Source organism: Nonomuraea sp. NPDC049725 (genome assembly GCF_040674795.1).
GTDB classification, from domain to species: domain Bacteria; phylum Actinomycetota; class Actinomycetes; order Streptosporangiales; family Streptosporangiaceae; genus Nonomuraea; species Nonomuraea ceibae.
In genome coordinates, this window is record NZ_JBFANJ010000029.1 from 9,471 (window position 1) to 29,875 (window position 20,405).

Below are 20,405 nucleotides of genomic sequence, written 5' to 3' on the forward strand. Positions count from 1 at the left end.
GGGCGGGCAGGCCGATGCCGCACGCGCCCCGAAGCGCCGTACGCGTTGCGCCGGACTCCGCCGTCCCCCTCCTCGCCGCACCGGCGCCCGGGAAGGGGCGGACGGGCGCGCTCGCCAGCCCCGGCCACGGCGGGACGGAGCCTCCCTCAAGGGCGGGCAGGCCGATGCCGCACGCGCCCCGAAGCGCCGTACGCGTTGCGCCGGACTCCGCCGTCCCCCTCCTCGCCGCACCGGCGCCCGGGAAGGGCGGACGAGCGCGCTCGCCGACCCCGGCCACACCGCACCGGCGCCGGGGCGGGGTCGGCGGTGCCGGGGCGGCGGGTGGTCAGCGGCGGCGGCAGAGCATGAGTTCGGTGGTGGGGCTTTCGCGGAGGACGCGGACGAGGCGGCGTTCGAGGGGGTGGAGGAGGGCGCCGGCGAGCCAGCCGGTGACCTCCGTCAGGGTGACGGCGCGCAGGAGGCCGCCCCAGAGCTTGCGCCAGAGGGGGTGGGCGTCGACCTGGGCGTTCATGAGCACGAGCATGGGGACGCGGCGGATGACGTCGAAGCCGGCCTCGTCGAGGGCGGCGGTGATCCACGGGAGCGTGTGGTTGACCTGGTAGTCGGAGCGCTGCTCGGGCCGGTGGAGGAAGTTCTCCGACAGGACGAAGACGCCGCCTGGCCGGACGGCCTCGCCGATGGAGCGCAGCGCGGCCTTGTAGCGGTCGTCGTCGGTGATGTGGAAGAGCATGTCCATCGCCGACACCACGTCGTAGGAGCCGGGTTCGAGGGCGCCGGCGGGGTCGGCGATGTCGAGGCGGAGGAAGGAGGCGCTGGGGAAGCGTTCGCGGAGCCGGTCGACGGCGGCCTGGGTGAGGTCGCTGCCGGTGATCGTCTCGACGCCGAGGGCGCGCCACTGGCGGATGTAGAAGCCGGTGCCGGAGCCGACGTCGAGGACCCGGGCCTTGGTCAGGTCGAGCGGGATGGCGGCGGCTTCACGGCGGAAGCCTTCGGCGCGCACCCGGTACATCCAGATGTTGAACGCGCGGCCGAGCGCCTTGTAGCCGACTCCGCTCTCGGTCCAGTCGGACTGCAGGCGTGATTCCCAGAAGTCTTTCAGTTCGGCGTGTGGCTTCATCGGATGAGATTTGCAGCACACTACCGAGCCGTCAAACCGGGACGGCCCCGATGGGGACCGTCCCGGAGGAATGGGTCAGGCGGTGCAGGCGGCGTGGACGCGGTCGGCGGCTTCGGCGAGCGGGATCTCGCTCTTCTCGCCGGTGGCGCGGTCGCGCAGCTCGACGACGCCCTGGGCGAGGCCGCGGCCGACGATGAGGATGGTGGGCAGGCCGAGGAGCTCGGCGTCCTTGAACTTGACGCCGGGCGAGACCTGGGGCCGGTCGTCGACGAGGACGCGCAGGCCGCGGGACTCCAGCTCGGCGGCCAGCTCCAGGGCGACTTCGACCTGGCGCTCCTTGCCGGTGCCGACGATGTGCACGTCGGCGGGGGCGACCTCGCGGGGCCACACGAGGCCGAGCTGGTCGTGGGCCTGCTCGGCGATGACGGCGACGGCGCGGGAGACGCCGATGCCGTAGGAGCCCATGGTGATGCGGACGGGCTTGCCGTCGGGGCCGAGGGCGTCGAGGCCGGCGGCGTCGGCGTACTTGCGGCCGAGCTGGAAGATGTGGCCGATCTCGATGCCGCGGTCGATGGACAGCCCGGAGCCGCAGCGGGGGCAGGGGTCGCCGGCGCGCACCTCGGCGGCCTCGATGAACCCGTCGGGGGTGAAGTCGCGGCCGGCGACGACGTTGACGGCGTGCTTGCCGGGCTCGTTGGCGCCGGTCACCCAGGAGGTGCCGTCGACGACGCGGGGGTCGACGAGGTAGCGGATGCCGAGGTCGCTCAGCACCTGGGGGCCGATGTAGCCGCGGACGAGGCCGGGGTGCTTGGCGAAGTCGTCGGCTTCGAAGATGGCGGGCTCGCCGGGGGCGAGCGCGGCCTCCAGGCGCTTGAAGTCGACCTCGCGGTCGCCGGGGACGCCGACGACGAGGGTCTCGACCTTGTCGGAGCCGGGGGTGGTGACCTTGACGACGACGTTCTTGAGGGTGTCGGCGGCGGTGACGGACAGGCCGTGGTGCTCGTTGAGGTGGGCGACCAGGGTGTCGATCGTGGGGGTGCCGGGGGTGTCGAGGACCTTGAGCGCGTCGAGGCCGTCGAGGTCCCGGGCGGCGGGCGGGGGGGTGGTGACGGCTTCGGCGTTGGCGGCGTAGCCGCAGGAGTGGCAGGCGACGAAGGTGTCCTCGCCGGTGGGGGTGGGGGCGAGGAACTCCTCGGAGGCGGAGCCGCCCATCGCGCCGGAGGTGGCGAACACGATCTTGTACGTGATGCCGAGGCGGTCGAAGGTGCGGATGTAGGTGTCGCGGTGGGCCTCGTAGGAGCGCTTGAGGCCGTCGTCGTCGAGGTCGAAGGAGTAGGAGTCCTTCATGATGAACTCGCGGCCGCGCAGGATGCCGGCCCGGGGCCGCGCCTCGTCGCGATATTTCGTCTGAATTTGGTAAAGGGTGACCGGATAGTCCTTGTAGGAGGAATATTCGCCCTTCACCAGATCGGTGAACAGCTCCTCGTGCGTGGGGCCGAGCAGATAGTCGGCGCCCTTGCGGTCCTTGAGCCGGAAGAGCGTGTCGCCGTATTCGGTCCAGCGGCCGGTGGCCTCGTAGTATTCGCGGGGCAGCAGGGCGGGGAAGAGCACTTCCTGGCCGCCCATCCGGTTCATCTCCTCGCGGACGACGCGGGCGACGTTCTCCATGACGATCTTGCCGAGCGGGAGCCAGGAGTAGATGCCGGGCGCGACGCGGCGCACGTAACCGGCGCGGACGAGGAGCTTGTGGCTCGGCACTTCCGCGTCTGCCGGGTCGTCCCGCAGGGTGCGAAGAAACAACGACGACATGCGCAGCAACACGGCCACTCCTCGGTCGAGCCTGATGTGAGGGCTACAGGCTATCGACTCCGGGCCGCCCGCCGCGCGCGCTCAAACCGCTACGGTGATCCAGCCGCCCATGGCCGCGGCCAGCCCGGTGGCGAACAGCCCCGCGAGCCCCACCGCGCACACCAGCGCCCGTGCCCGGCCGCCGGCGCCCCGGCGCAGGGCGAGCACCACCCCGATGGCCCCCGCGCCGATCAGCACGGCGGGGATCGGCCAGAAGGAGCGCTCGTCGCCGATGAACCCGGGCGTCGCCCGGTCCACGACGTCGGCCAGCACGAGCGCGCCGATGACGCCGGCCGCGTAGTCGCCCCACCGGTCCTTCCTGCGGGTCACGTACGCGAGCAGGCCGGTGCCGACGAGCAGGGCGACGGTCCAGTTGAGGCCGGCGGGACTGCCGCCGATGATGTCGAAGTCGAGGTCGCCCCGCAGCGCGCTGCCGCCCATCGCGGCGACCAGCATCGACACGGCGGCCAGGAACGTGGTCAGCAGCGCCCAGCCGAACCCGGACGCGCTCGCCCCGACGGCCAGCGCCATCGCGAGGTAGACGTACGGGTCGTAGACGTGCTCCAGCCAGCCCGGCCCCCGGCCGGCGGTGATCATGCCGATGAAGCCGACGGCCAGTCCACCCAGGAAGGCCGCCAGCAGATGACGTTCGATGCCACGCTGCCGCCGGTCGTATTCGGCGAAGTCGGCATACTCGATCGCGGTTTTCTCCATCCCCATTCCCTGGTCATCCCACCCCCGGCGATTCTCCAGGGACGACCACATCCAGATTATGTGATCGTACATAAAAGGCAAATTTCGGTTGACCGTAAGCAATCTTGCCTGGCGGAAACCGGTGGGAATGGGAAAAGGATCAACCGCCGAGAAGTTCTTCCCAGGGGTGGCGGGTGTTGGTGCGGCGAGTGGTGTCGAGGGCCTCGGCCAGCCGCCAGAACCCCGGGCGGGCGCGGTCACGGACACGCCCCACCGGGTCGACGGCACGCAGCTCGAAGCGGACGCCCATGACGTCGAGCACCGCGCGCGAGTTGCCGCAGGGGCCCGCCGGGGTGGCGTCGAGCAGGGCGGCGACCTCGGAGGCGTAGGGGCCGTCGCGCCATTCGATGTGCCAGCTGTGGTCGGCTCCCCGCCACCAGGTCAGGTCTCGGGCCGCCTCGATGAACTCCGCCTTGGTCGCCAGCGCGGCCATGACGCGGCCGAACGCCTCGAACCTCAGCGATTCGGTCAGATGCCTCCGCGGCCCGTGCTTTCGCCTCACGAACAACCACTCTGATCGCGACCGCACCCATCCCGCAAGCCCTGGCGACCTTGAGGCCCGGGGCCCGGGAGAGGAGGATCGGGGTGAGGCGCCATCGGATCGGGGATACATCGGATCTGGCGGGCATAGGGAGGCAGCGTGACGTTGCGCGTGGCGGTCATCGGTTCGGGACCCGCCGGGATCTACACGGCCGAGGCGCTGGTCAAGCAGTCGGCCGAGGACGTCGAGGTGGACGTGCTCGAACGGCTGCCGACGCCGTACGGCCTGGTCCGCTACGGCGTCGCGCCCGACCACACCTCGATCAAGTCGATCGCCGGCTACCTGCGCAGGGTGCTGGAGCTGCCGCAGGTGCGCTTCCTGGGCGGCGTCACGCTCGGCGAGCACCTGTCGGTGGCGGACCTGCTGACCTGCTACGACGCGGTCGTCTACGCCACCGGGGCGATGGTAGACCGGCGGCTCGGCATCCCGGGCGAGGACCTGCCGGGCAGCGTGGCGGCCACCGACTTCGTCAACTGGTACTGCGGGCATCCGGACGTCGACCCGTCGCGGTTCACGCTCGACAGCCCCGAGGTCGCGGTGATCGGCGTCGGCAACGTGGCCGTGGACGTGGTGCGGGTGCTGGCCAAGACCGCCGAGGAGCTGAGCGCCACCGACGTGCCGCACGACGTGCTCGAACGGCTCGGCGACAGCCAGGTCAAGGCCATCCACATGATCGGCCGGCGCGGCCCCGAGCACGCCAAGTTCACGCTCAAGGAGCTGCGCGAGCTCGGCGCGCTGGCCAACGCCGACGTGTGCGTGCGCCCGGAGGAGGCCGCCGTGCTCGGCGGCGACTTCCCGCGCCAGGTGCGCGGCAACATCGAGGTGCTCCAGTCGTGGGCGGGCCGCGAGCCCGCCGGCCGGCCGCGCCGCCTGGACGTGCGCTTCTGGCTGCGGCCCGTCGAGATCCTCGGCACCGAGCGGGTCGAGGGGCTCCGGCTCGAACGGACCCGCCTGTCGGACGAGGGCCGCGTGGTGGGCACCGGCGAGTACGAGACGCTGCCGGTCGGCATGGTGCTGCGCTCGGTCGGCTACCAGAGCGTGCCGCTGCCCGGGGTGCCGTTCTCGCAGGAGACGATGACGGTGCCGAACGTGGCGGGGCGGGTGCGCGAGCGCGAGTACGTCGCGGGCTGGCTCAAGCGCGGCCCGACCGGCGTGATCGGCACGAACAAGTCCGACGCCGCCGAGACCGTCCGCACGCTGCTGTCCGACCTGGCCGGCGCCCGTCCCGGCGGGCTCGCCTCCGTCGACGGCCTGCTGGCCGAGCGGGGCGTCCGCCCGGTCACGTACGCGGAATGGCTGGAGATCGAGGCCGCCGAGGCCGAGCTGGCCAGGACGCTGGGCCGGGGCGAACGCGTCAAGCTGGTCGGCCTGGACGCCATGCTGCGTGCCTGCCGCCCCTGACCGGCCCTGCTCGGCCCTACTCGGAAGGCATCGGATGCTCGACTTCGACCAGGTTCACCGCGAGCAGCAGGCGCTCTACCCCGCCGCCGAGCCCGTTTGGCAGCCGGGTTGGCAGCCCGTGCACACCGTGTACGTGCCGGCTGACCGGTTCTCGGCGGGCACCGTGGCCGCGTGGGGCGAGGAGGCGCTGGGCCTGGTCAAGGCGCATCTGGCCGGGCCGGACGAGCTCGCCGGGGTGTTCGGCGTGCCCGACGGGATCGCGGGTGACGTGCACGGCAGGCTGGTGCGCAAGCTGGCTGCCGAGCCGGTCGAGGACCTGCGGGTGGACTTCGAGGACGGCTACGGCGGCGGGCCGGACGACGAGGACGGGCACGTCGACCAGGCGGTGGAGGCGCTGGCCGCGATGCACGCGGCCGGGACGCTGCCGAGGAGGTGGGGGCTGCGGGTGAAGTCGTTCGCCGACGGCGACCCGGCACGCTCGACGCGGACGCTCGACCGGTTCGTCACCGGCCTGGCGGGGCGGGCCGGCGGGCTTCCGGAGGGTTTCGTGGTGACCTTCCCGAAGGTCCTTATGGAGGCGTACCTGGGGATGTTCGCCGGATTCCTCCAGGGGCTGGACGACCGGGCGGGGCGGCGGCTGCGGTTCGAGATGCAGGTGGAGGCGCCGCAGACGGTGCGGTTCCTGCGCGCGGGGCTGACGTGCGGCGGGCGGCTGGCCGCGGCGCACTTCGGCGTGTTCGACTACACGGCGGCGATCGGGCTGCCGCCGCACGAGCAGCGGCTGGACCATCCGGCGTGCGACCACGCCAGGCACGTGATGCAGACGGCCTACGCGGGCACCGGCGTGGAGCTGTCGGACGGGTCGCTGGCCGCCTCGCCCGCCTCCGGCTCGGCGGAGGACGTACGGGCGCTGTGGCGGCGGCACGCCGGGCTGGTGCGCCACTCGCTGGGGCACGGCTTCCACCAGGGCTGGGACATGCATCCGTCCCACCTGGTGAGCAGGTTCGCCACGGTGTACTCCTTCCACCTGGCGACCTACGACTCCTACCGCGAGCGGGTTCGGGCCTGGCGGGAGCGGCGGCCGGTCGGCGGCGTCCTGGACGAGCCGGCCACGATCCGCACGCTGGAGTCGGCCCTGCGCAGGGCCGACGCGGCGCTCGGCTGACCGGCCCGGCGGCTCAGTCGCGCTCGACGAGCGCCCGCCAGCGGCGGACCATGTGCGGGTCGATGGGCTCCGACCAGTCGCGGCGCACGGCCGAGCCGACGTGGAAGGCGCGCACGCCGTAGTCGAGCAGGTCGGGCACGTGGTGGGGCTTGAGGCCGCCGCCGGCCAGGATGATGGACCCGTCGCCGGCGTCCGCGCGTCCCTTGAGCACGGGCAGGCCGTCGCCCACGCCGAGCGGTGAGCCCGCGGTGAGCACGGTCGCCAGGTTGGGCAGCAGCCGCACGGCCCGCCAGGCCGCCTGCACGTCGGCGGCGTGGTCGACGGCCCGGTGGAAGGTCCACGGCAGCGGCGAGACGGCGTGGATGAGCGCCTCCGTGGCCGCCAGATCCACCGCGCCGGCCTCGTCGAGGAACCCGAACACGAACCCGGCGGCGCCGGCCTGCGCCAGTTCCCTGGCGTCCTGGCGCAGGCGTTCCAGCTCCTCGGGGGTCCCGGCGAACCCGGGGCCGCCGCGCAACATCACCATCTGCGGCAGCGGGCACGCGGCGGCGATGGCCGCGACCGTCTCCGGGGCGGGCGTCAGCCCGTCGGCCGCCATGTCGGCGACGACCTCCAGGCGGTCGGCGCCGCCCTCTTCAGCGGCCACGGCGTCGCGCACGTCAAGCGCGATCACCTCAAGGAGGGATCCGGTCATGCAGCAGAGGTTATATGGTGCTCTGCACCTTTTTGCGCGAATAGAGATCCCCGCGTTCGCCCGGCCGGAGAACCCCGGGGACCGGCGTCAGGCGCTGATCAGCTCGGGCAGGGTCAGATCACGGAAGGCCGTGATCGCCGAGTCGGCCGCCGGGCGCTGGAAGAGCGCGCCGGACGCGCGATGCGGCAGGTCCACCGTGCGCACGTGCCGGAAGCCCCGGCCCCGGTAGTAGTCCTGCAGCCGCCGGTTGCCCTTGGCGCAGTCCAGCCGCAGCCACGGCAGCCCCGCCGCGTACGTGGTCGCCCCGGCCCAGTCGAGCAGCGCGTCGCCCAGGCCGCTGCCCGACCAGGGGCGGGCGATGGCCAGCTTGTGCACGTACAGCGCGGCGCCGGGGTCGTCGTCCGGCGCCCAGAACTCGGGGTCGGCGTGGCCGTCCAGGGCGATGGTGGCGACCGGCCGGGCCGAGCCGTCCGGGTCGAAGTAGCGCAGCTCGTCGTCGAGCAGGAACAGCACCCGCTCCTCGATCAGCGGCTCGATGCGCTCGGGGCCGAAGCCCGCCCGGGGCCACTGGCGTACGCCCCGGGTGTGCAGCCACTCGGCGGTGTCGGCGAGGAGCGTGAGCACGCCCGGGAGGTCGGCGGGCTCGGCGCGCCGGAGGGTCAGCGGGTGCAGCAGCGTGTTCGCGTGCATGGGTCTGCCTTTCGTTGCGAGGGGTGGCCGAATCGACACAGAGCGTAATCGCTCAATGGGACACAAACCCGACAGGGCTAGATAACCCGATATATGCGGATAAATCGCTATTAGGGAGCGGTGCACCACTCCCCAACGCTCAGCGAGACGGCAAGCTCACTGGGCCGCGGCCGGCGGGATCACCCCCAAGCAAGGCCGCTCAGCGGCGGTCGAGCTCGTATCTGATCAGATGCTTGTCGGCAGGCAGCACCGACACCGCGACGCGCACCGGCATGTCGCCCTCGTCGTAACCGACCCGGACATAGACCACAACAGGGGTGCCAAGCTCAAGCTGGAGCCGCTCAGCCTCCTCCTGGTTGGGCATGCGGGCCCAGATGTCGTCCACCACGCGCACCTGCGCGTGGCCCAGCTCCTCCAGCACCCGGTTGGCGCCGCGCTCGATGTCCCCGGGCCGGGCGATCTCGGAGTTGGCGACCAGGTCCCGGGGGAAGTAGGAGTCGTTCGTGTTGTACGGCTGGCCGTCCACGAACCGCAGGCGGCGGCGCACCACCGCGAGCTGTCCGTCGGCCAGCTCGAGCCGGCTGGCGATCTCCTCCACGGGGGAGACGGTCAGCACCTCGATGTACTGGCTGGGGGCACGGCCTTCCTGCGTCACGGCGTAGGCGAAGGCTTCACGGAGCTCTCCCGTGGGCTGCGGTTCCAGCTCCCGCTGCGGATAGATGAGCAGCGGCCTGCGGTCTCTGACCACCGTTCCGCGTCGTGGCGTACGCGTGACAAGCCCCTCATTGACCAACTCCCCGAGGGCCAACCTGACGGTGTTGCGGCTCACCCCATGGTCTTCCATGAGCTGCGCCTCAGTCGGCAGCTGCGCTCCGGGGCCGAGTACGCCGGAGTAGATGGCCCTTCGTAGCTCCGAAGCCACCTGCTGATACAGCACCGACCTTGCCACTTTCACCCCTTTTGTTCCAACAATTTAGACGATCTGGTTCTAGCAGGCCATCACCCCTTGACCGGACGGCATCGGGAGCCGCATCATCCATTCGTTGGTACAAATCCATCGAAAGGCCGGTGAGGGGGTGAGGGCCGGTGGTGCCGGTCCACGCGGGTACGCCGTACCTGCCCTGGGACTCCCCCCGTGATGCAACACGTTTACTGCGTTACGCGTTGCCTCGCCAGGGATTCACCCACACCTACCAGAGCAGCGGGAACGGTATGTCCGCACTTTCCGAGTCAGCCGAGCTGAACGTGTGGTGCGAGGACGGGTCCCTCGTCTGGCACGAGGGGAGCGCCCCCGTCCGCCACCCCATCGACGACCCGGCCGGCGCGGCGGATCGCATCGCCGCAGGTTACCGACACCCGGAGTCCTCGCAAGAGGGTCACTCCCCCACCATCTCCGTGCGCGAACCCACGGTCTAGGACTCCATCCCTCGCCGGAGTCCTGGCGCCGCCGCTCACGGGGCAGGAAGCGCGCCCTGGCGGGTCCCCCACGCCCGCCAGGGCGCGCGATCCACTCCAGAGGCCCTAGCAAGCGCTTGGGCCTCTTTCGCGTTACGATGAGGCCGGCGCGGCGGGCGTACCGCTTGACAGTCTTCCGGGGGCGAGCCTAACGTCCAAGCAAGCGCTTGGTTCATACGAGGAGGCGGCCCATGACCCCCCACGCTGCCCGGCCCATCGCGCCGAGCCGGCACCCGGGCCTGGCGATCCCCCGGCCGCGCCGCACCCCGGCCGCCGCCACTCCCCCGGCGCCCGCCGTTCCGACCACTCCCGCCGTCCCCGGGGTTCCCGCGCCCCGGCCCGACAGTGCGCGGTTCCGGTCGGTGCTCGGCCGGTTCGCCACCGGCGTCGTCGCCATCACCGCGCTCGACCCGGTCGACGGCAGCCCGTGCGGCCTGGCGGCCAACTCCTTCACCTCGGTGTCGCTGGACCCGCCGCTGGTGGGCTTCTGCGTGGCCCACACCAGCACGAGCTGGCCCCGGCTGCGCGCCACCCGCGCCGTGACCGTGAACGTGCTGGCCGAGCACCAGCGCGCGGCCTGCGCCCAGCTCGCCTTGCGGGGCGGCGACAAGTTCGCCGGCCTCGGCTGGACGCCGTCCCCCGCCGGCAATCCGGTGCTCGACGGCGCGCTCGCCTGGCTCGACTGCTCGATCGAGGCCGAGCACCGGGCCGGCGACCACATGATCGTGGTGGCCCGGGTGCACCGGTTCGACACGCTCGGCGACGGCGGGCCGCTGCTGTTCTTCCGCGGTGGTTACGGAGCGTTCACGTCCGCCCCCTAGGCGCGGGACCTGGGCCGCTCTACTGTCCGCAGTATGGGCACACGCTCCTCGTACCTGCTCGACGTCCTGATGACGGAGTTCGGTGAGTCGATCACCACCGATCCGCCCGCTTTCAGGCGCAAGTTCCGGAAGATGGCGGCCTCCCCCTTCGCGTTCTACCGGGGCGGCGCCTGCCTGTTCTACGCCGACCTCACCGGGCCGTTCGCCGACGACTCCTACCTGGACGAGGCCACCAGCCGGGTGTGGATCCACGGCGACCTGCACGCGGAGAACTTCGGCACGTACATGAACGCCTCCGGCGTGCTGGTCTTCAACGTCAACGACTTCGACGAGGCGTACGTGGGCCCGTACGTCTGGGACCTCAAGCGGTTCGCCGCCAGCGTCGCCCTGCTCGGCTACGCCAAGGCGCTGTCGGACGCGGCGATCGGCGAGCTGGTCGGCGGGTTCGCGGGGGCGTACCTGACCGAGCTGACGGCGATCGCCCGGGGCGGCGACGACGCGATCGGCTCGCTCACCCTCGACACCACCTCGGGCGTGCTGCACCGGGTGCTGCAGACGGCCCGGCTCAGCACGCGGGTGGCGATGCTGGACGTGGAGACCGTGGTGGAGGACTACGACCGGCGCTTCGCGTTCATGGAGGGGCGCGTGCCGGTGGCCGACGGGATGCGGGCGGCGGTGCGGGCCGCGTTCGAGGACTATCTGACCACGCTGCCCGCCCCGGCCACCCCGGCGAACCCGGTCGAGCACGTCATCAAGGACATGGCGCTGCGCAAGGGCGTGGGCATCGGCTCGGCCGGGCTGCCCTCTTACAACCTGCTGCTGGAGGGCCGTTCGCAGGCTCTGGAGAACGACGTCATCCTCTACATGAAGCAGGCCCAGGTCCCGGCCGTGGCCCGGTACGTCACCGACGAGAAGGTTGCCCGTTACTTCCGCCACCAGGGGCACCGGACCGCCGAGTCGCAGCGCGCCCTCCAGGCGTACGCCGATCCGTGGCTCGGCCACACCACGCTGAACGGCGTCGGCCAGCTCGTCGCCGAGGTGTCCCCGTACTCGGCCGACCTCGACTGGGACGACGTGAACGAGCCCGCCGAGCTGCACGCGATCATGCGGGACCTGGGGCGGGCGGTGGCGCGCATGCACGCGGTCGCCGACGACGACTCCAGCCACGACCTGGTGAGCTTCTCGACCGAGGCGGCGATCGTGGCGGTGGCCGGCGGCGACGCGGGCGGGTTCACCGCGATGCTGGTGGAGTTCGCGCACCGCTACGGGGCGCAGGCCCGCGAGGACCACCGGCGGTTCGTGGACCTGTTCCGCAACGGCCGCCTTCCAGGGGTGTGACGACCGACCGGTCGGTATGGCATGCTTCCGGAATATGACTCTGTTCTCGGTGGAAGGCAAGACAGTCGTCGTCACGGGCGGGTCGCGCGGCATCGGCCGCATGATCGCGGCAGGGTTCGCGGCGGCCGGCGCGAAGGTCCACATCACCGCCCGCAAAGCGGCCGAGGTCGAACGGACGGCCGCCGAGCTGGGCTGCTCCTCGGTGGTCGCCGACCTGTCCACCCCCGAAGGGGTGGCCGCGCTGGAGGCGGCCGTGGACGGCCCGGTGCACGTCCTGGTCAACAACGCGGGCGCCACCTGGGGCGCGCCGCTCGCGGACTACCCGGAGAGCGCCTTCGACAAGCTCTGGAACATCAACGTCAAGGGCGTCTTCTACGTCACCCAGCGCCTCCTGCCCCAGCTGCGCGAGGCCGCCACCGCCGACGACCCGGCACGGGTGATCAACGTCGGATCCATCGACGGGATCAAGGTGCCGTCGATGGAGACGTTCGCCTACTCGGCCACCAAGTCCGGCGTCCACATGCTGACCCGGCACCTGGCCAAACAGCTCGCCCGCGAGCACATCACGGTCAACGCGCTGGCCCCCGGGCCGTTCGAGTCCAAGATGATGGCCTTCGCGCTCGACGACCCCGCCACGCGCGACGCCATCTCGGCGAGCGTGCCGCTGGGCCGGATCGGCCGCCCCGACGACATGGCCGGAGCGGCGATCTTCCTGGCGTCGCGGGCCGGGGCCTACCTGACCGGGACCGTCATCCCGGTGGACGGCGGCATCTCCTGCTGACCGGCCCAGGTCACAGCAGCTCGCGCAGCGCCGTGGCCAAGCTCGCTGCCGCACCCGGCTCGTAGCGTAGATAGAGGTACGGCTCCGTCAGCTCCAACTCGATGACCGCCGGGCTGCCGTCGGGGAGCCGGACCAGGTCGATCCGGGCGTAAAGAAGGGCCTGGGGGATGGCGGCAAGCACCTTCTCCGCGAGTTCGACCTGGTCCGGGGCCGGGGTGCGCACTTCGGCCCGTGCGTTGTCGGCACCGGTCATGCCGGGCGTGAGCATCGGGGTGCGCCGGACGGCGTGGCTGAGACGGCGGTTGAAGTAGAGGAGCGAGGTCTCGCCCTCGGCCTCGACCATGTCGAGATAGGGCTGGACCATGGGGGTGCGGCCAGCGGCCTCCAGGGCCTCGGCGTGCGCACCGGCCCGGTCGCGGTCGGTGGTCCTGATCGTGTCGCGGGCGCCCGCGGAGATCGCGGGCTTGACAACGTACTCGTCCCAGCGCGGCAGGTCGTGCGCCGACCAGTGCGTCGGCACCGTCGGAACGCCGAGGTCGCGCAGATAGGTCTTGTCGGTGTTGGCCTCGATGACGGAGGCCGGGTTGAGGAGCCGGGAAACCTGCTCCACCCGCCTGGTCCAGGCCAGGAACTCCGCCCTGCGGTCGACGTAGTCCCAGACCGAGCGGACCACGACGGCGTCGTAGGCGCTCCAGTCGACGCCGGGGTCGTCCCAGCGTTCGGTGCGACCTTCGATGCCCTGTTCGCGCCAGGCGGCCAGGGCGAGCTCGCGCTCGTCGTCGTGCGTGTCGGGGTCGTCAAACGTCGCATATGCACAGGTAGCCATCCGCTGATGCTAATAGCGGACAGAACAAATGCCGATTGCGGGCCTGCTGGTTACGGGGTGGCTGGTTACGGGGTGGCTGGTTGCGGGGTTGGTCGTTGCGCGGTTGGTGATCGCGCGGGTTGGTGATCGCGGGATTGCTGGTTGCGGGCTTGCTGATCGCGGGGTGGCTGGTTGCGGGGCTTGCTGCGGAGGGGTTGATGCCGGAGAGGGGCCCACGCGCCCGTGCCCAGGCCCGGGCGCGTGGGCGGAGGTCACTAGTCGACCTCGACCTCCTGGCGGGCGGCGCTGTCGTCGGTCGCCACGTTGGCGTTGCCGTTGATGTTGTTGACGTTGGTCGAACCCCAGCCGCCGACGTTGCTGGTGCCGATGTTGGCGAAGTTGTTGCCCGTCTGCGACGACTCCTCGTTCCAGCTCGAGTTGTCGTTACGCGTGTCGGCCTGGGCCGGGGCGGCGAGCAGGGTGGCGCCGGCAGCGGCGGCCACGACGAAACCGGTCACGCAGAGCTTCTTGATCATGTCGATGTTCCTTCCGATGAGTGTTGCTGTTACGGGCCCGCCGGACGGGGCCGGCGGAATCGGGGAAGGCGGATCGCCTAGTAGAAGATGTAGGTCACGGAGATGCTTCCGTCGGAAGCGGTCGTGGCGATGCCGTTGAGGTTGTTGACGTTGACCGAGCGTCCCCACCCTTTGTTGGAGGCGCCGACGTGCGCGAAGTTGTTGCCGGCCTGGGAGGACTCGGAGTTGGTGCTCCAGTTGTCACTCCAGGTGTCCGCGTGAGCCGGGGCGGCCAGCAGCGTTACGCCCGCCGCCGCCGCGACCACGGCACCCGCCGCGCACAGCTTCTTGATCACTACAGCTCCTTCGCCAGAGGATTGGCTTCCAGGGGCAGCAGGCATGGGCCCGAGGTGCACTACCGCCCCTTTGACCTGTCTTGACCCGGAGAGGTCAAGGTCAAAGCGAGCATATAACTATGGGTTGCCAATCGGTAGCTTTGAGTAATTAGAAGATTCTTCTGTGCCATGCTCGCTGACAGGAGGTGTCAGCGAGGGCCGTCTAGCGTCCGGCGCATGATCTACGAGTTGCGCCGCTACACGCTGCGGCCGGGACGGCGGGAGACTCTGCTGTCGCTGTTCGATCGGGAGTTCGTCGAGACGCAGGAGGCCGTCGGCATCGACGTCATCGGCCAGTTCCGCGACCTCGACGACCCCGACGCCTTCCCCTGGATCCGGGCGTTTCCCGACATGGCGGCCAGGAAGGCCGCGCTCACCGCGTTCTACACCGGACCGGCGTGGCAGGCGCACCGGGAGGCGGCCAACGCCACCATGATCGACTCGACCGACGTGCTGCTGCTGCGGCCCGCCGGGGGGCGCCTGCCCCGCTGGGACCGGCCTCCCCTGGGTTCCGGGGAGGCGGCCTCGTCACTGTGGGTGGCCACGACCTACCACGTCGAGCCGGGGTTCGAGGCGTTCTTCGCCGACGAGGTGGCGCCCCTGCTGGCCGCTGGCGGGACGCCTCCGGTGGCCTGCTTCGCCACCGAGCACGCGGAGAACACCTACCCCTTGCTGCCCGTCCGTACGGGGGAAGAGGTGTTCGTGTGGTTCGCCCGCTTCGAGAGGGAAGCGGACGAGCGGGTGGTCGACGTCCCGGCGCTCGCCCAGCGGCTCACCGCGCCACCCCGCCGCCTCCGCCTCACCCCCACCCCCCGCTCCACCCTCCGCTGACCCGGGCCCCAAGCCCGCCGGAACCGGGCCCAAGGCGGGGGCGCGGCCCAAGGCGGGGGCGCGGGCCGAGGCGGGGCGCGGGCCGAGGCGGGGCGCGGGCCCGAGAGAAAGCCAGCGTCCAACCGAAGGCCCAGCCGCCCACCGGAGCGGACGCGGAGGCACACCCTCCCACGGGGCCGCCGAGGGCCGACGCAGGGTGGGGCGCCCCAGGCAGAGCGGCCTCCCGCAGGGCTGCCCCGGCGCGGGCCCAAGGCGGGGCTTCGGCGCGGGAGGCGGACGCGGGTGCCCACCCCGGCAGGACCGCTGGGGGCCCACTCTGGAGGGCCGACGCGGGAAAAGGGCGGTCCCAGGTGGGGGTCGGCGCAGGAGGCAGGTGCGGTCGCGGGGCCGGCGCGGAGCCGGGGGCCGACCGGGCGCGGAGGGGCGGGCGCGGAGGGGCGGGCGCGGAGGGGCGGGCGCGGAGGGGCGGGGCTGACGATCGTCGAGCTCGACGGTGCGGCGATCCTGGAGGCCGCCGCCCGGTCGGCGCGTTACTGGCCCGATCGCTGACCCCCAGCCCGGGGCCCGGCGGTCAGAGGACGGTGATGCCGCGGGCGGCGAGGATGGCGTCGGCCTGGGCGCGGTTGACGATCGCGCCGCCGAACGCGCGCAGCCGGGCGTCGTCGATCTCCCCGAGGTCGGCGCCGCGCAGGTCGGCCCGGGTGAACACGGTCTTGAGCAGCTTGGCCTCGCGCAGCCGGCAGTCGGTGAACGTGGCGTCGGTGAAGTCGCAGCCCGACAGGTCGGCCTCGTCGAAGCGGACGCCTTCGATCTCCTCGCCGCGCAGGGAGCAGCCGCCCAGGTTGGCCATGGTCAGGTTGGAGCGGGTGACGCGGAAGCCGGTGCCGCGGCTGCCGGTGAGCGAGGCGCCGATCAGGCGGCAGCCGGTGAACGACGCGTCGGTCATCAGCGCGCCGCCGAACTGCGCGGACGACAGGTCGACGTCGGTGAACACGGCGTCGATGAGGTCGGCGTCGCTGAACCTGACCCGCATCCCGCCGCCGCCCGTGAAGGCGGCGCCGTCGAGGTCGGCCTTGCGGAAGTCGGCCTGTTCCAGCACGCAGGACTCGAACCGGGCCCCGGCCAGCGAGGCTCCCCACAGGTCGGCCTCGGTGAGGTCGCAGCCGCGGAAGACGTGCGTCTCGTCCGGGGCGAGCCGGTCGGTGAGGGATGTGCCGGAGAGGTCCTCGCCGTCGAAGTTCACGGTGTCACAGGCTACCGGTGATCACCTCGGCGGCGGCCCGGCCGCAGACGGGCGCGGAGCCGTACGTGGCGATGTGCACGGCGCCGAGGTCGGAGCGCTGGGGCAGGCCCATCTCGACCACGACGGCGTCGGGGCGGGCGCTGAGCAGGTGCCGTACGGCCTCGCCCTGCCAGGGGTAGCGGTGCACGTCGCGTACGACGACGACCAGGGGGCGGGCGGCGGCCAGGGCGACGAGGTCCTCGATGGCGGCGCCGGACGCCTCGCCGGCGGCGAAGCGGGTGACGGCGGTGCCGGGCATCAGCTCGGCGAGCGGGCCGGCGACGCCCCACGGGGTGGACTTGTCGATGGCCAGGTTCATCTCGGGGGCGAGTTCCACGACGTGCGGGGGTGTGCGGAGCGGCAGGACGGCGGCTCCGGTGCGGCGGGTGACCCGCACGGCGCGCCGGGCGGCCGCGAGTCCGGCGTGGCCGTTGTGCGCGGCCCGCTCGGTGGTGACCGACATGCCGTCCGCCCCGGCGCCGACCATGTTGTCCGTTGGTGTGCTGCCCGAGGAGGCGGCCCAGACGGCCAGCTCGCGGACCCGGCGTGCGGCGTCGGCCAGTCGCTCCTCGGGCAGCAGTCCATCGGCGACCGCCGTGACGATCGCGTCCCGTACCTCGATCGCCGTGGCCTCGTCGGCGTGCTCGCCGCCGACGCAGATCGCGTCGGCTCCCGCGGCGATGGCGCGGGCGGCGGCGCCGCCGATGCCGTACGCCTCGGAGACGGCGGCCATCTCGATGCCGTCAGTGACGATCATGCCCTCGAAGCCGAGCTCCTCCCGGAGCAGTCCGGTGAGCACCTTGGGGCTGAGGGTGGCGGGCAGGTCGGGGTCGTACACGGGCACCAGCAGGTGGCCGGTCATGACGGACCGGACGCCCGCGTTGATCGCCTCCCGGAAAGGGCGGAGCGCGTCCTCGATCCCGCCGGGGGCGACGACCGGCACGCCGTGGTGGGAGTCGACGGAGGTGTCGCCGTGGCCGGGGAAGTGCTTGGCGCAGGCGGCGACGCCGGCGGACTGCAGGCCGCGCACGAAGGCCCGGGTGTGGCGGGCGACCAGGTCGGGGTCGGCGCCGAAGGCGCGCAGGCCGATGACCGGGTTGTCGGGGTTGGAGTTCACGTCGGCGGAGGGCGCGAAGTCGATCGTGATGCCGCACGCGGCCAGGTCCAGGCCGAGGTCGCGGGCCAGGGTCTCGGTGAGCGCGACGTCGTCGACGACGCCGAGGGCGTAGCCGCCGGGGCGGGTGCTGCCGGTGGCGACCTCCAGGCGGGTCACCTCGCCGGTCTCCTCGTCGGTGCCGACCAGCGCGTACGGGTTCTCGGCCCGCAGCGCCGTGGTCAGCCGGGCCACCTGGGCGGGGCCGGTGATGTTGCGGGAGAACAGCACCACCCCGGCCAGGCCTTCCCCGAGCCGCCGGCGTACCCAGTCTGGAGGGGTGACCCCCTCGAAGCCCGGCAGGAGTACGGCGTCGGCCAGGCGCACAAGGTCACCACTCTTGGACATGACCCGCAATCTAATAGGAAAGTTTCTTATTTGCTAGAGGCATTTTCGAACGTCAGCAGGTTCGGTTGCCGGACGAACTCCGCCGCGATGCGCAACAGGGCGCCCGCCCGGCCGCCGGCCGCCGCCGCGCGTCCCCGGCGGGCCGCCGCTCCCCGTCGTCAGCAGCGGCTTCGGCCGTGAACAAGCGATTGTCCGAGGGCCCATAATGGTCGTGTGACAACGCGAAAGAACTCCGCCGGCACGACCCCGGCTCCGGCCAAGCGCCAGCGCGCGGCCTCGACGGGGGCGGCCTCGGAGCGCCGGGACCATCTCGTCAAGCTCGCGGCGGAGCTCTTCGCGGCCAAGGGCTTCCAGGCGACGACGGTCCGCCAGATCGCCCAAGAGGCCGGCATCCTCTCGGGCAGCCTCTACCACCACTTCGACTCCAAGGAGTCGATCGTCGACGAGGTCCTGTCCACGTTCCTCGATGATCTCATCGCCCGCTACCGGTCCGCGATCGACTCCGGCCCCGACGCCCGCGCGGTGCTGACGGAGATGGTGCGCATCGGCTTCGGCACCCTGGAGCCGCACCGCGCCGCGATCACCGTCATGCAGAATGACTGGAACTACCTGCGCCAGTTCGAGCGCTTCAGCTACCTGGTCAAGGCCGAGGACGAGGTGGAGCAGATCTGGGTCACGCAGATCAAGGCCGGGCAGGCGGCCGGGCTGTTCAGGCCCGACGTCGACCCCAAGCTGACCTACCGGATGATCCGCGACACGATCTGGGTGGCGGTGCGCTGGTTCCGCCCCGACGGCAGGCTCAACACCGCCACGCTGGCCGACCACTACATCACCGTGCTGTTCGACGGCCTGGCGACCGGCGAGCGGACCTCCCAGCGGGGATGAGTCTCGGCAAGGCGGTGCGGCTGGCCCTGCGGGAGGCGGCGGACCCGGACAAGGCCGCCGCGATGCAGTCGTACATGAAGTCCCCGATGCCGTTCCTCGGCGTGCAGGCCGGGCCGCGGCGCACGGTGCTCAGGCGGGTGTTCGCCGAGCACCGGCTCGACACCGCGCCCGAGTGGCGGCGCGCGGTGCTCGACCTGTGGCGCGAGGCCGAATACCGCGAGGAGCGCTACGCCGCCGTGCAGCTCTCCGGGCACCACCTCTACCGCGACTTCCAGACCCTCTACACGGTGCCGATGTACGAGGAGATGATCGTCAGCGGGGCGTGGTGGGACCTGGTTGACGAGCTGGCCACGCACCGGATCGGCGGGCTGCTGGCCGCCTACCCCGACACGATGCGGCCGCTGATGCTGGAGTGGGCGCACGACGCCGACCTGTGGAAGCGGCGCACCGCGATCCTGTGCCAGAACCGGTTCCGGGAGCGCACCGACACCGCGCTGCTGTTCGCGTGCATCGAGCCGAGCCTGTCCGACAACGACTTCTTCGCCCGCAAGGCGATCGGCTGGGCGCTGCGCGAGTACGCCAAGACCAGCCCGCGCGAGGTCGTCCGCTACGTGCGGGCCAAGGGCCTGTCGGGGCTCAGCCGCCGCGAGGCCCTGCGCAACCTGCCGGTCACCTAGCACGGTCACCAGTCCCCGTCACCTGGTCCAGAGGGCTTCCTGTACGGCCTGGACGAGGCCGAGGAGTTCGCCGGTGACGCGCTCCTTGGACCAGGCCAGCGCGTAGGTGATGCGCAGCCCGGCGCCGTGCAGGGGGACGAAGCTGACGTCGTCACGGCGGGTGGCGCGGACCAGGAGCTGTGGCGCGGGCAGCACGCCCGCCCCGGCGGCGACCAGGTCGAGCGCGGCGGCGAAGTCGTCGTCGGCGACCATGCGCGGCTGGCCCGGCAGCCCGGCCCACGGCCTGCTGCCCGGCGTGAGGAGCACGCGGCCGACGAGGTCGGCGGGCTCGACGGCGGAGCGGGAGGCCAGGGGGTGCCCGGCGGGCACGGCGAGGTGGTCCACGCTGACGTGGAAGCGGGCGGCGGTGACGAACCGGGCGGGGGCCGGGGTGGCGAGGATCGCCGCCGACACCTCGCCCGCCTCCAGCGCCGCCGAGGCGGCGGCCCGGCCGGCCACGCGCAGCTCGACCCCGACGGCGGGGGTGCGGCCGGCCATCCTCCTGGCGATCCGCGCGGCCAGCGGCCCGGCGATCGGTGGATAAGCGAGGTGAATGGTCGGGCGGGCGAGCCGGGCGCCTTCCGCGGCGAACGCCGACACCGACTCCAGCACCTGCTCGGCGTGGGGCAGCAGCGCCTTGCCCGCGGCGGTGAGCCGCACCTCGCGCGCGGTGCGGGTGAACAGCCTGACCCCGGTGGCGCGTTCGAGCCGGGTGATGGCCTGACTCACGGCCGGCTGGGACAGGCCCAGGTCGGCGGCGGCCGTGGAGAAGCTGAGCCGCGCGGCCACCCGCGCGAAGCACTGGATCTCCCTGAGCATAAGCAGCACGAATAGATGATGCATCACGCGCGGCGGCCGGTGCACGATGCGA

General features: G+C 72.1%; 21 protein-coding genes and 1 pseudogene. 8 read left to right on the forward strand and 14 right to left on the reverse strand.

Going from position 1 to position 20,405, the window contains the following annotated elements; all coding sequences use genetic code 11:
- Positions 1–325: 325 nt before the first annotated feature.
- The 4 genes from AB0J53_RS43075 to AB0J53_RS43090 form a co-directional block, all read right to left on the reverse strand.
- Positions 326–1,117, reverse strand: coding sequence for a class I SAM-dependent methyltransferase (locus AB0J53_RS43075; RefSeq protein WP_219519152.1), 792 nt, complete (start codon positions 1,115–1,117; stop codon positions 326–328).
- A gap of 75 nt (positions 1,118–1,192) precedes the next feature.
- A complete protein-coding gene (locus AB0J53_RS43080) occupies positions 1,193–2,938 on the reverse strand; it encodes a proline--tRNA ligase (protein WP_364183601.1) in 1,746 nt (581 codons plus the stop codon).
- Between the two features lie 69 nt (positions 2,939–3,007).
- Positions 3,008–3,679: a hypothetical protein gene (locus tag AB0J53_RS43085; protein ID WP_364183604.1), complete on the reverse strand. Its 672-nt coding sequence runs from the start codon at positions 3,677–3,679 to the stop codon at positions 3,008–3,010.
- Between the two features lie 139 nt (positions 3,680–3,818).
- The gene (locus AB0J53_RS43090; protein WP_308126253.1) at positions 3,819–4,220 is read right to left on the reverse strand and encodes a hypothetical protein; all 402 of its coding nucleotides are present in this window, start codon (positions 4,218–4,220) and stop codon (positions 3,819–3,821) included.
- Between the two features lie 138 nt (positions 4,221–4,358).
- On the opposite strand from AB0J53_RS43090, the gene AB0J53_RS43095 reads away from it, so the two are divergent.
- Together AB0J53_RS43095 and AB0J53_RS43100 are read left to right on the forward strand one after the other, a co-directional pair.
- Positions 4,359–5,660: an FAD-dependent oxidoreductase gene (locus tag AB0J53_RS43095; RefSeq protein ID WP_364183607.1), complete on the forward strand. Its 1,302-nt coding sequence runs from the start codon at positions 4,359–4,361 to the stop codon at positions 5,658–5,660.
- Positions 5,661–5,694: 34 nt separating this feature from the next.
- Complete coding sequence (locus tag AB0J53_RS43100; protein WP_364183610.1) at positions 5,695–6,825, forward strand: aldolase; 1,131 nt, start codon at positions 5,695–5,697, stop codon at positions 6,823–6,825.
- 13 nt (positions 6,826–6,838) lie between these two features.
- Here AB0J53_RS43100 and AB0J53_RS43105 read toward each other — a convergent pair whose 3' ends face one another.
- From AB0J53_RS43105 to AB0J53_RS43120, 4 genes and pseudogenes are all read right to left on the reverse strand, one after another.
- Positions 6,839–7,519, reverse strand: coding sequence for a copper homeostasis protein CutC (locus AB0J53_RS43105; RefSeq protein ID WP_219519141.1), 681 nt, complete (start codon positions 7,517–7,519; stop codon positions 6,839–6,841).
- Between the two features lie 87 nt (positions 7,520–7,606).
- A complete protein-coding gene (locus AB0J53_RS43110) occupies positions 7,607–8,209 on the reverse strand; it encodes a GNAT family N-acetyltransferase (protein ID WP_357585345.1) in 603 nt (200 codons plus the stop codon).
- A gap of 199 nt (positions 8,210–8,408) precedes the next feature.
- Entirely contained in the window at positions 8,409–8,957 is a 549-nt protein-coding gene (locus tag AB0J53_RS43115; protein ID WP_308126254.1) for a UTRA domain-containing protein, read from the reverse strand.
- Between the two features lie 6 nt (positions 8,958–8,963).
- A pseudogene (locus AB0J53_RS43120) lies at positions 8,964–9,164 on the reverse strand (winged helix-turn-helix domain-containing protein); the annotation flags it as partial.
- Positions 9,165–9,855: 691 nt separating this feature from the next.
- Here AB0J53_RS43120 and AB0J53_RS43125 point away from each other — a divergent pair.
- From AB0J53_RS43125 to AB0J53_RS43135, 3 genes are read left to right on the forward strand one after another with little or no spacing between them, the layout of a single operon-like run.
- A complete protein-coding gene (locus tag AB0J53_RS43125) occupies positions 9,856–10,485 on the forward strand; it encodes a flavin reductase family protein (protein WP_364183614.1) in 630 nt (209 codons plus the stop codon).
- Between the two features lie 33 nt (positions 10,486–10,518).
- Positions 10,519–11,823 carry a DUF2252 domain-containing protein gene (locus AB0J53_RS43130; protein ID WP_364183616.1) on the forward strand — a complete coding sequence of 435 codons (1,305 nt, stop codon included), beginning with the start codon at positions 10,519–10,521 and terminating at the stop codon, positions 11,821–11,823.
- 34 nt (positions 11,824–11,857) lie between these two features.
- Complete coding sequence (locus AB0J53_RS43135) at positions 11,858–12,604, forward strand: SDR family oxidoreductase (protein WP_364183619.1); 747 nt, start codon at positions 11,858–11,860, stop codon at positions 12,602–12,604.
- A 10-nt stretch (positions 12,605–12,614) separates the two neighbouring features.
- On the opposite strand, the gene AB0J53_RS43140 is transcribed toward AB0J53_RS43135, so the two are convergent.
- The 3 genes from AB0J53_RS43140 to AB0J53_RS43150 all read right to left on the reverse strand — a co-directional run bounded on the left by AB0J53_RS43140 (position 12,615) and on the right by AB0J53_RS43150 (position 14,280).
- Positions 12,615–13,430 carry a hypothetical protein gene (locus AB0J53_RS43140; RefSeq protein ID WP_364183621.1) on the reverse strand — a complete coding sequence of 272 codons (816 nt, stop codon included), beginning with the start codon at positions 13,428–13,430 and terminating at the stop codon, positions 12,615–12,617.
- 254 nt (positions 13,431–13,684) lie between these two features.
- Positions 13,685–13,945: a hypothetical protein gene (locus AB0J53_RS43145; protein WP_219510191.1), complete on the reverse strand. Its 261-nt coding sequence runs from the start codon at positions 13,943–13,945 to the stop codon at positions 13,685–13,687.
- A 77-nt stretch (positions 13,946–14,022) separates the two neighbouring features.
- Complete coding sequence (locus AB0J53_RS43150) at positions 14,023–14,280, reverse strand: hypothetical protein (RefSeq protein ID WP_219510201.1); 258 nt, start codon at positions 14,278–14,280, stop codon at positions 14,023–14,025.
- Between the two features lie 216 nt (positions 14,281–14,496).
- Between AB0J53_RS43150 and AB0J53_RS43155 the strand changes: the two genes are divergently transcribed.
- Positions 14,497–15,150: an NIPSNAP family protein gene (locus AB0J53_RS43155; RefSeq protein ID WP_364183625.1), complete on the forward strand. Its 654-nt coding sequence runs from the start codon at positions 14,497–14,499 to the stop codon at positions 15,148–15,150.
- A gap of 571 nt (positions 15,151–15,721) precedes the next feature.
- Here the strand turns inward: AB0J53_RS43155 and AB0J53_RS43160 are convergent.
- Positions 15,722–16,393 carry a pentapeptide repeat-containing protein gene (locus tag AB0J53_RS43160; protein ID WP_364183627.1) on the reverse strand — a complete coding sequence of 224 codons (672 nt, stop codon included), beginning with the start codon at positions 16,391–16,393 and terminating at the stop codon, positions 15,722–15,724.
- Between the two features lie 4 nt (positions 16,394–16,397).
- Entirely contained in the window at positions 16,398–17,933 is a 1,536-nt protein-coding gene (locus AB0J53_RS43165; RefSeq protein WP_364183630.1) for a glycoside hydrolase family 3 N-terminal domain-containing protein, read from the reverse strand.
- A 213-nt stretch (positions 17,934–18,146) separates the two neighbouring features.
- Here AB0J53_RS43165 and AB0J53_RS43170 point away from each other — a divergent pair, with 213 nt between their 5' ends.
- Positions 18,147–18,818, forward strand: a complete 672-nt coding sequence (locus AB0J53_RS43170; RefSeq protein ID WP_357585359.1) for a TetR/AcrR family transcriptional regulator — start codon at positions 18,147–18,149, stop codon at positions 18,816–18,818.
- Positions 18,815–19,495 carry a DNA alkylation repair protein gene (locus AB0J53_RS43175; RefSeq protein ID WP_219510186.1) on the forward strand — a complete coding sequence of 227 codons (681 nt, stop codon included), beginning with the start codon at positions 18,815–18,817 and terminating at the stop codon, positions 19,493–19,495. Before AB0J53_RS43170 ends, AB0J53_RS43175 begins: the two co-directional genes overlap by 4 nt.
- Before the next feature lie 18 nt (positions 19,496–19,513).
- Here the strand turns inward: AB0J53_RS43175 and AB0J53_RS43180 are convergent, their stop codons facing one another.
- Positions 19,514–20,353, reverse strand: a complete 840-nt coding sequence (locus AB0J53_RS43180) for a LysR family transcriptional regulator (RefSeq protein WP_246646098.1) — start codon at positions 20,351–20,353, stop codon at positions 19,514–19,516.
- Positions 20,354–20,405 lie beyond the last annotated feature (52 nt).

Excerpts from the sequence above, each read along its gene's own strand:
- AB0J53_RS43100 (WP_364183610.1), top strand. The coding sequence starts at position 5,695 with ATGCTCGACTTCGACCAGGTTCACCGCGAGCAGCAGGCGCTCTACCCC.
- AB0J53_RS43085 (WP_364183604.1), bottom strand. The coding sequence starts at position 3,679 with ATGGAGAAAACCGCGATCGAGTATGCCGACTTCGCCGAATACGACCGG.
- AB0J53_RS43145 (WP_219510191.1), bottom strand. The coding sequence starts at position 13,945 with ATGATCAAGAAGCTCTGCGTGACCGGTTTCGTCGTGGCCGCCGCTGCC.
- AB0J53_RS43075 (WP_219519152.1), bottom strand. The coding sequence starts at position 1,117 with ATGAAGCCACACGCCGAACTGAAAGACTTCTGGGAATCACGCCTGCAG.
- AB0J53_RS43125 (WP_364183614.1), top strand. The coding sequence starts at position 9,856 with ATGACCCCCCACGCTGCCCGGCCCATCGCGCCGAGCCGGCACCCGGGC.
- AB0J53_RS43175 (WP_219510186.1), top strand. The coding sequence starts at position 18,815 with ATGAGTCTCGGCAAGGCGGTGCGGCTGGCCCTGCGGGAGGCGGCGGAC.
- AB0J53_RS43105 (WP_219519141.1), bottom strand. The coding sequence starts at position 7,519 with ATGACCGGATCCCTCCTTGAGGTGATCGCGCTTGACGTGCGCGACGCC.
- AB0J53_RS43110 (WP_357585345.1), bottom strand. The coding sequence starts at position 8,209 with ATGCACGCGAACACGCTGCTGCACCCGCTGACCCTCCGGCGCGCCGAG.
- AB0J53_RS43140 (WP_364183621.1), bottom strand. The coding sequence starts at position 13,430 with ATGGCTACCTGTGCATATGCGACGTTTGACGACCCCGACACGCACGAC.
- AB0J53_RS43135 (WP_364183619.1), top strand. The coding sequence starts at position 11,858 with ATGACTCTGTTCTCGGTGGAAGGCAAGACAGTCGTCGTCACGGGCGGG.
- AB0J53_RS43155 (WP_364183625.1), top strand. The coding sequence starts at position 14,497 with ATGATCTACGAGTTGCGCCGCTACACGCTGCGGCCGGGACGGCGGGAG.
- AB0J53_RS43180 (WP_246646098.1), bottom strand. The coding sequence starts at position 20,353 with ATGCTCAGGGAGATCCAGTGCTTCGCGCGGGTGGCCGCGCGGCTCAGC.
- AB0J53_RS43130 (WP_364183616.1), top strand. The coding sequence starts at position 10,519 with ATGGGCACACGCTCCTCGTACCTGCTCGACGTCCTGATGACGGAGTTC.
- AB0J53_RS43165 (WP_364183630.1), bottom strand. The coding sequence starts at position 17,933 with ATGTCCAAGAGTGGTGACCTTGTGCGCCTGGCCGACGCCGTACTCCTG.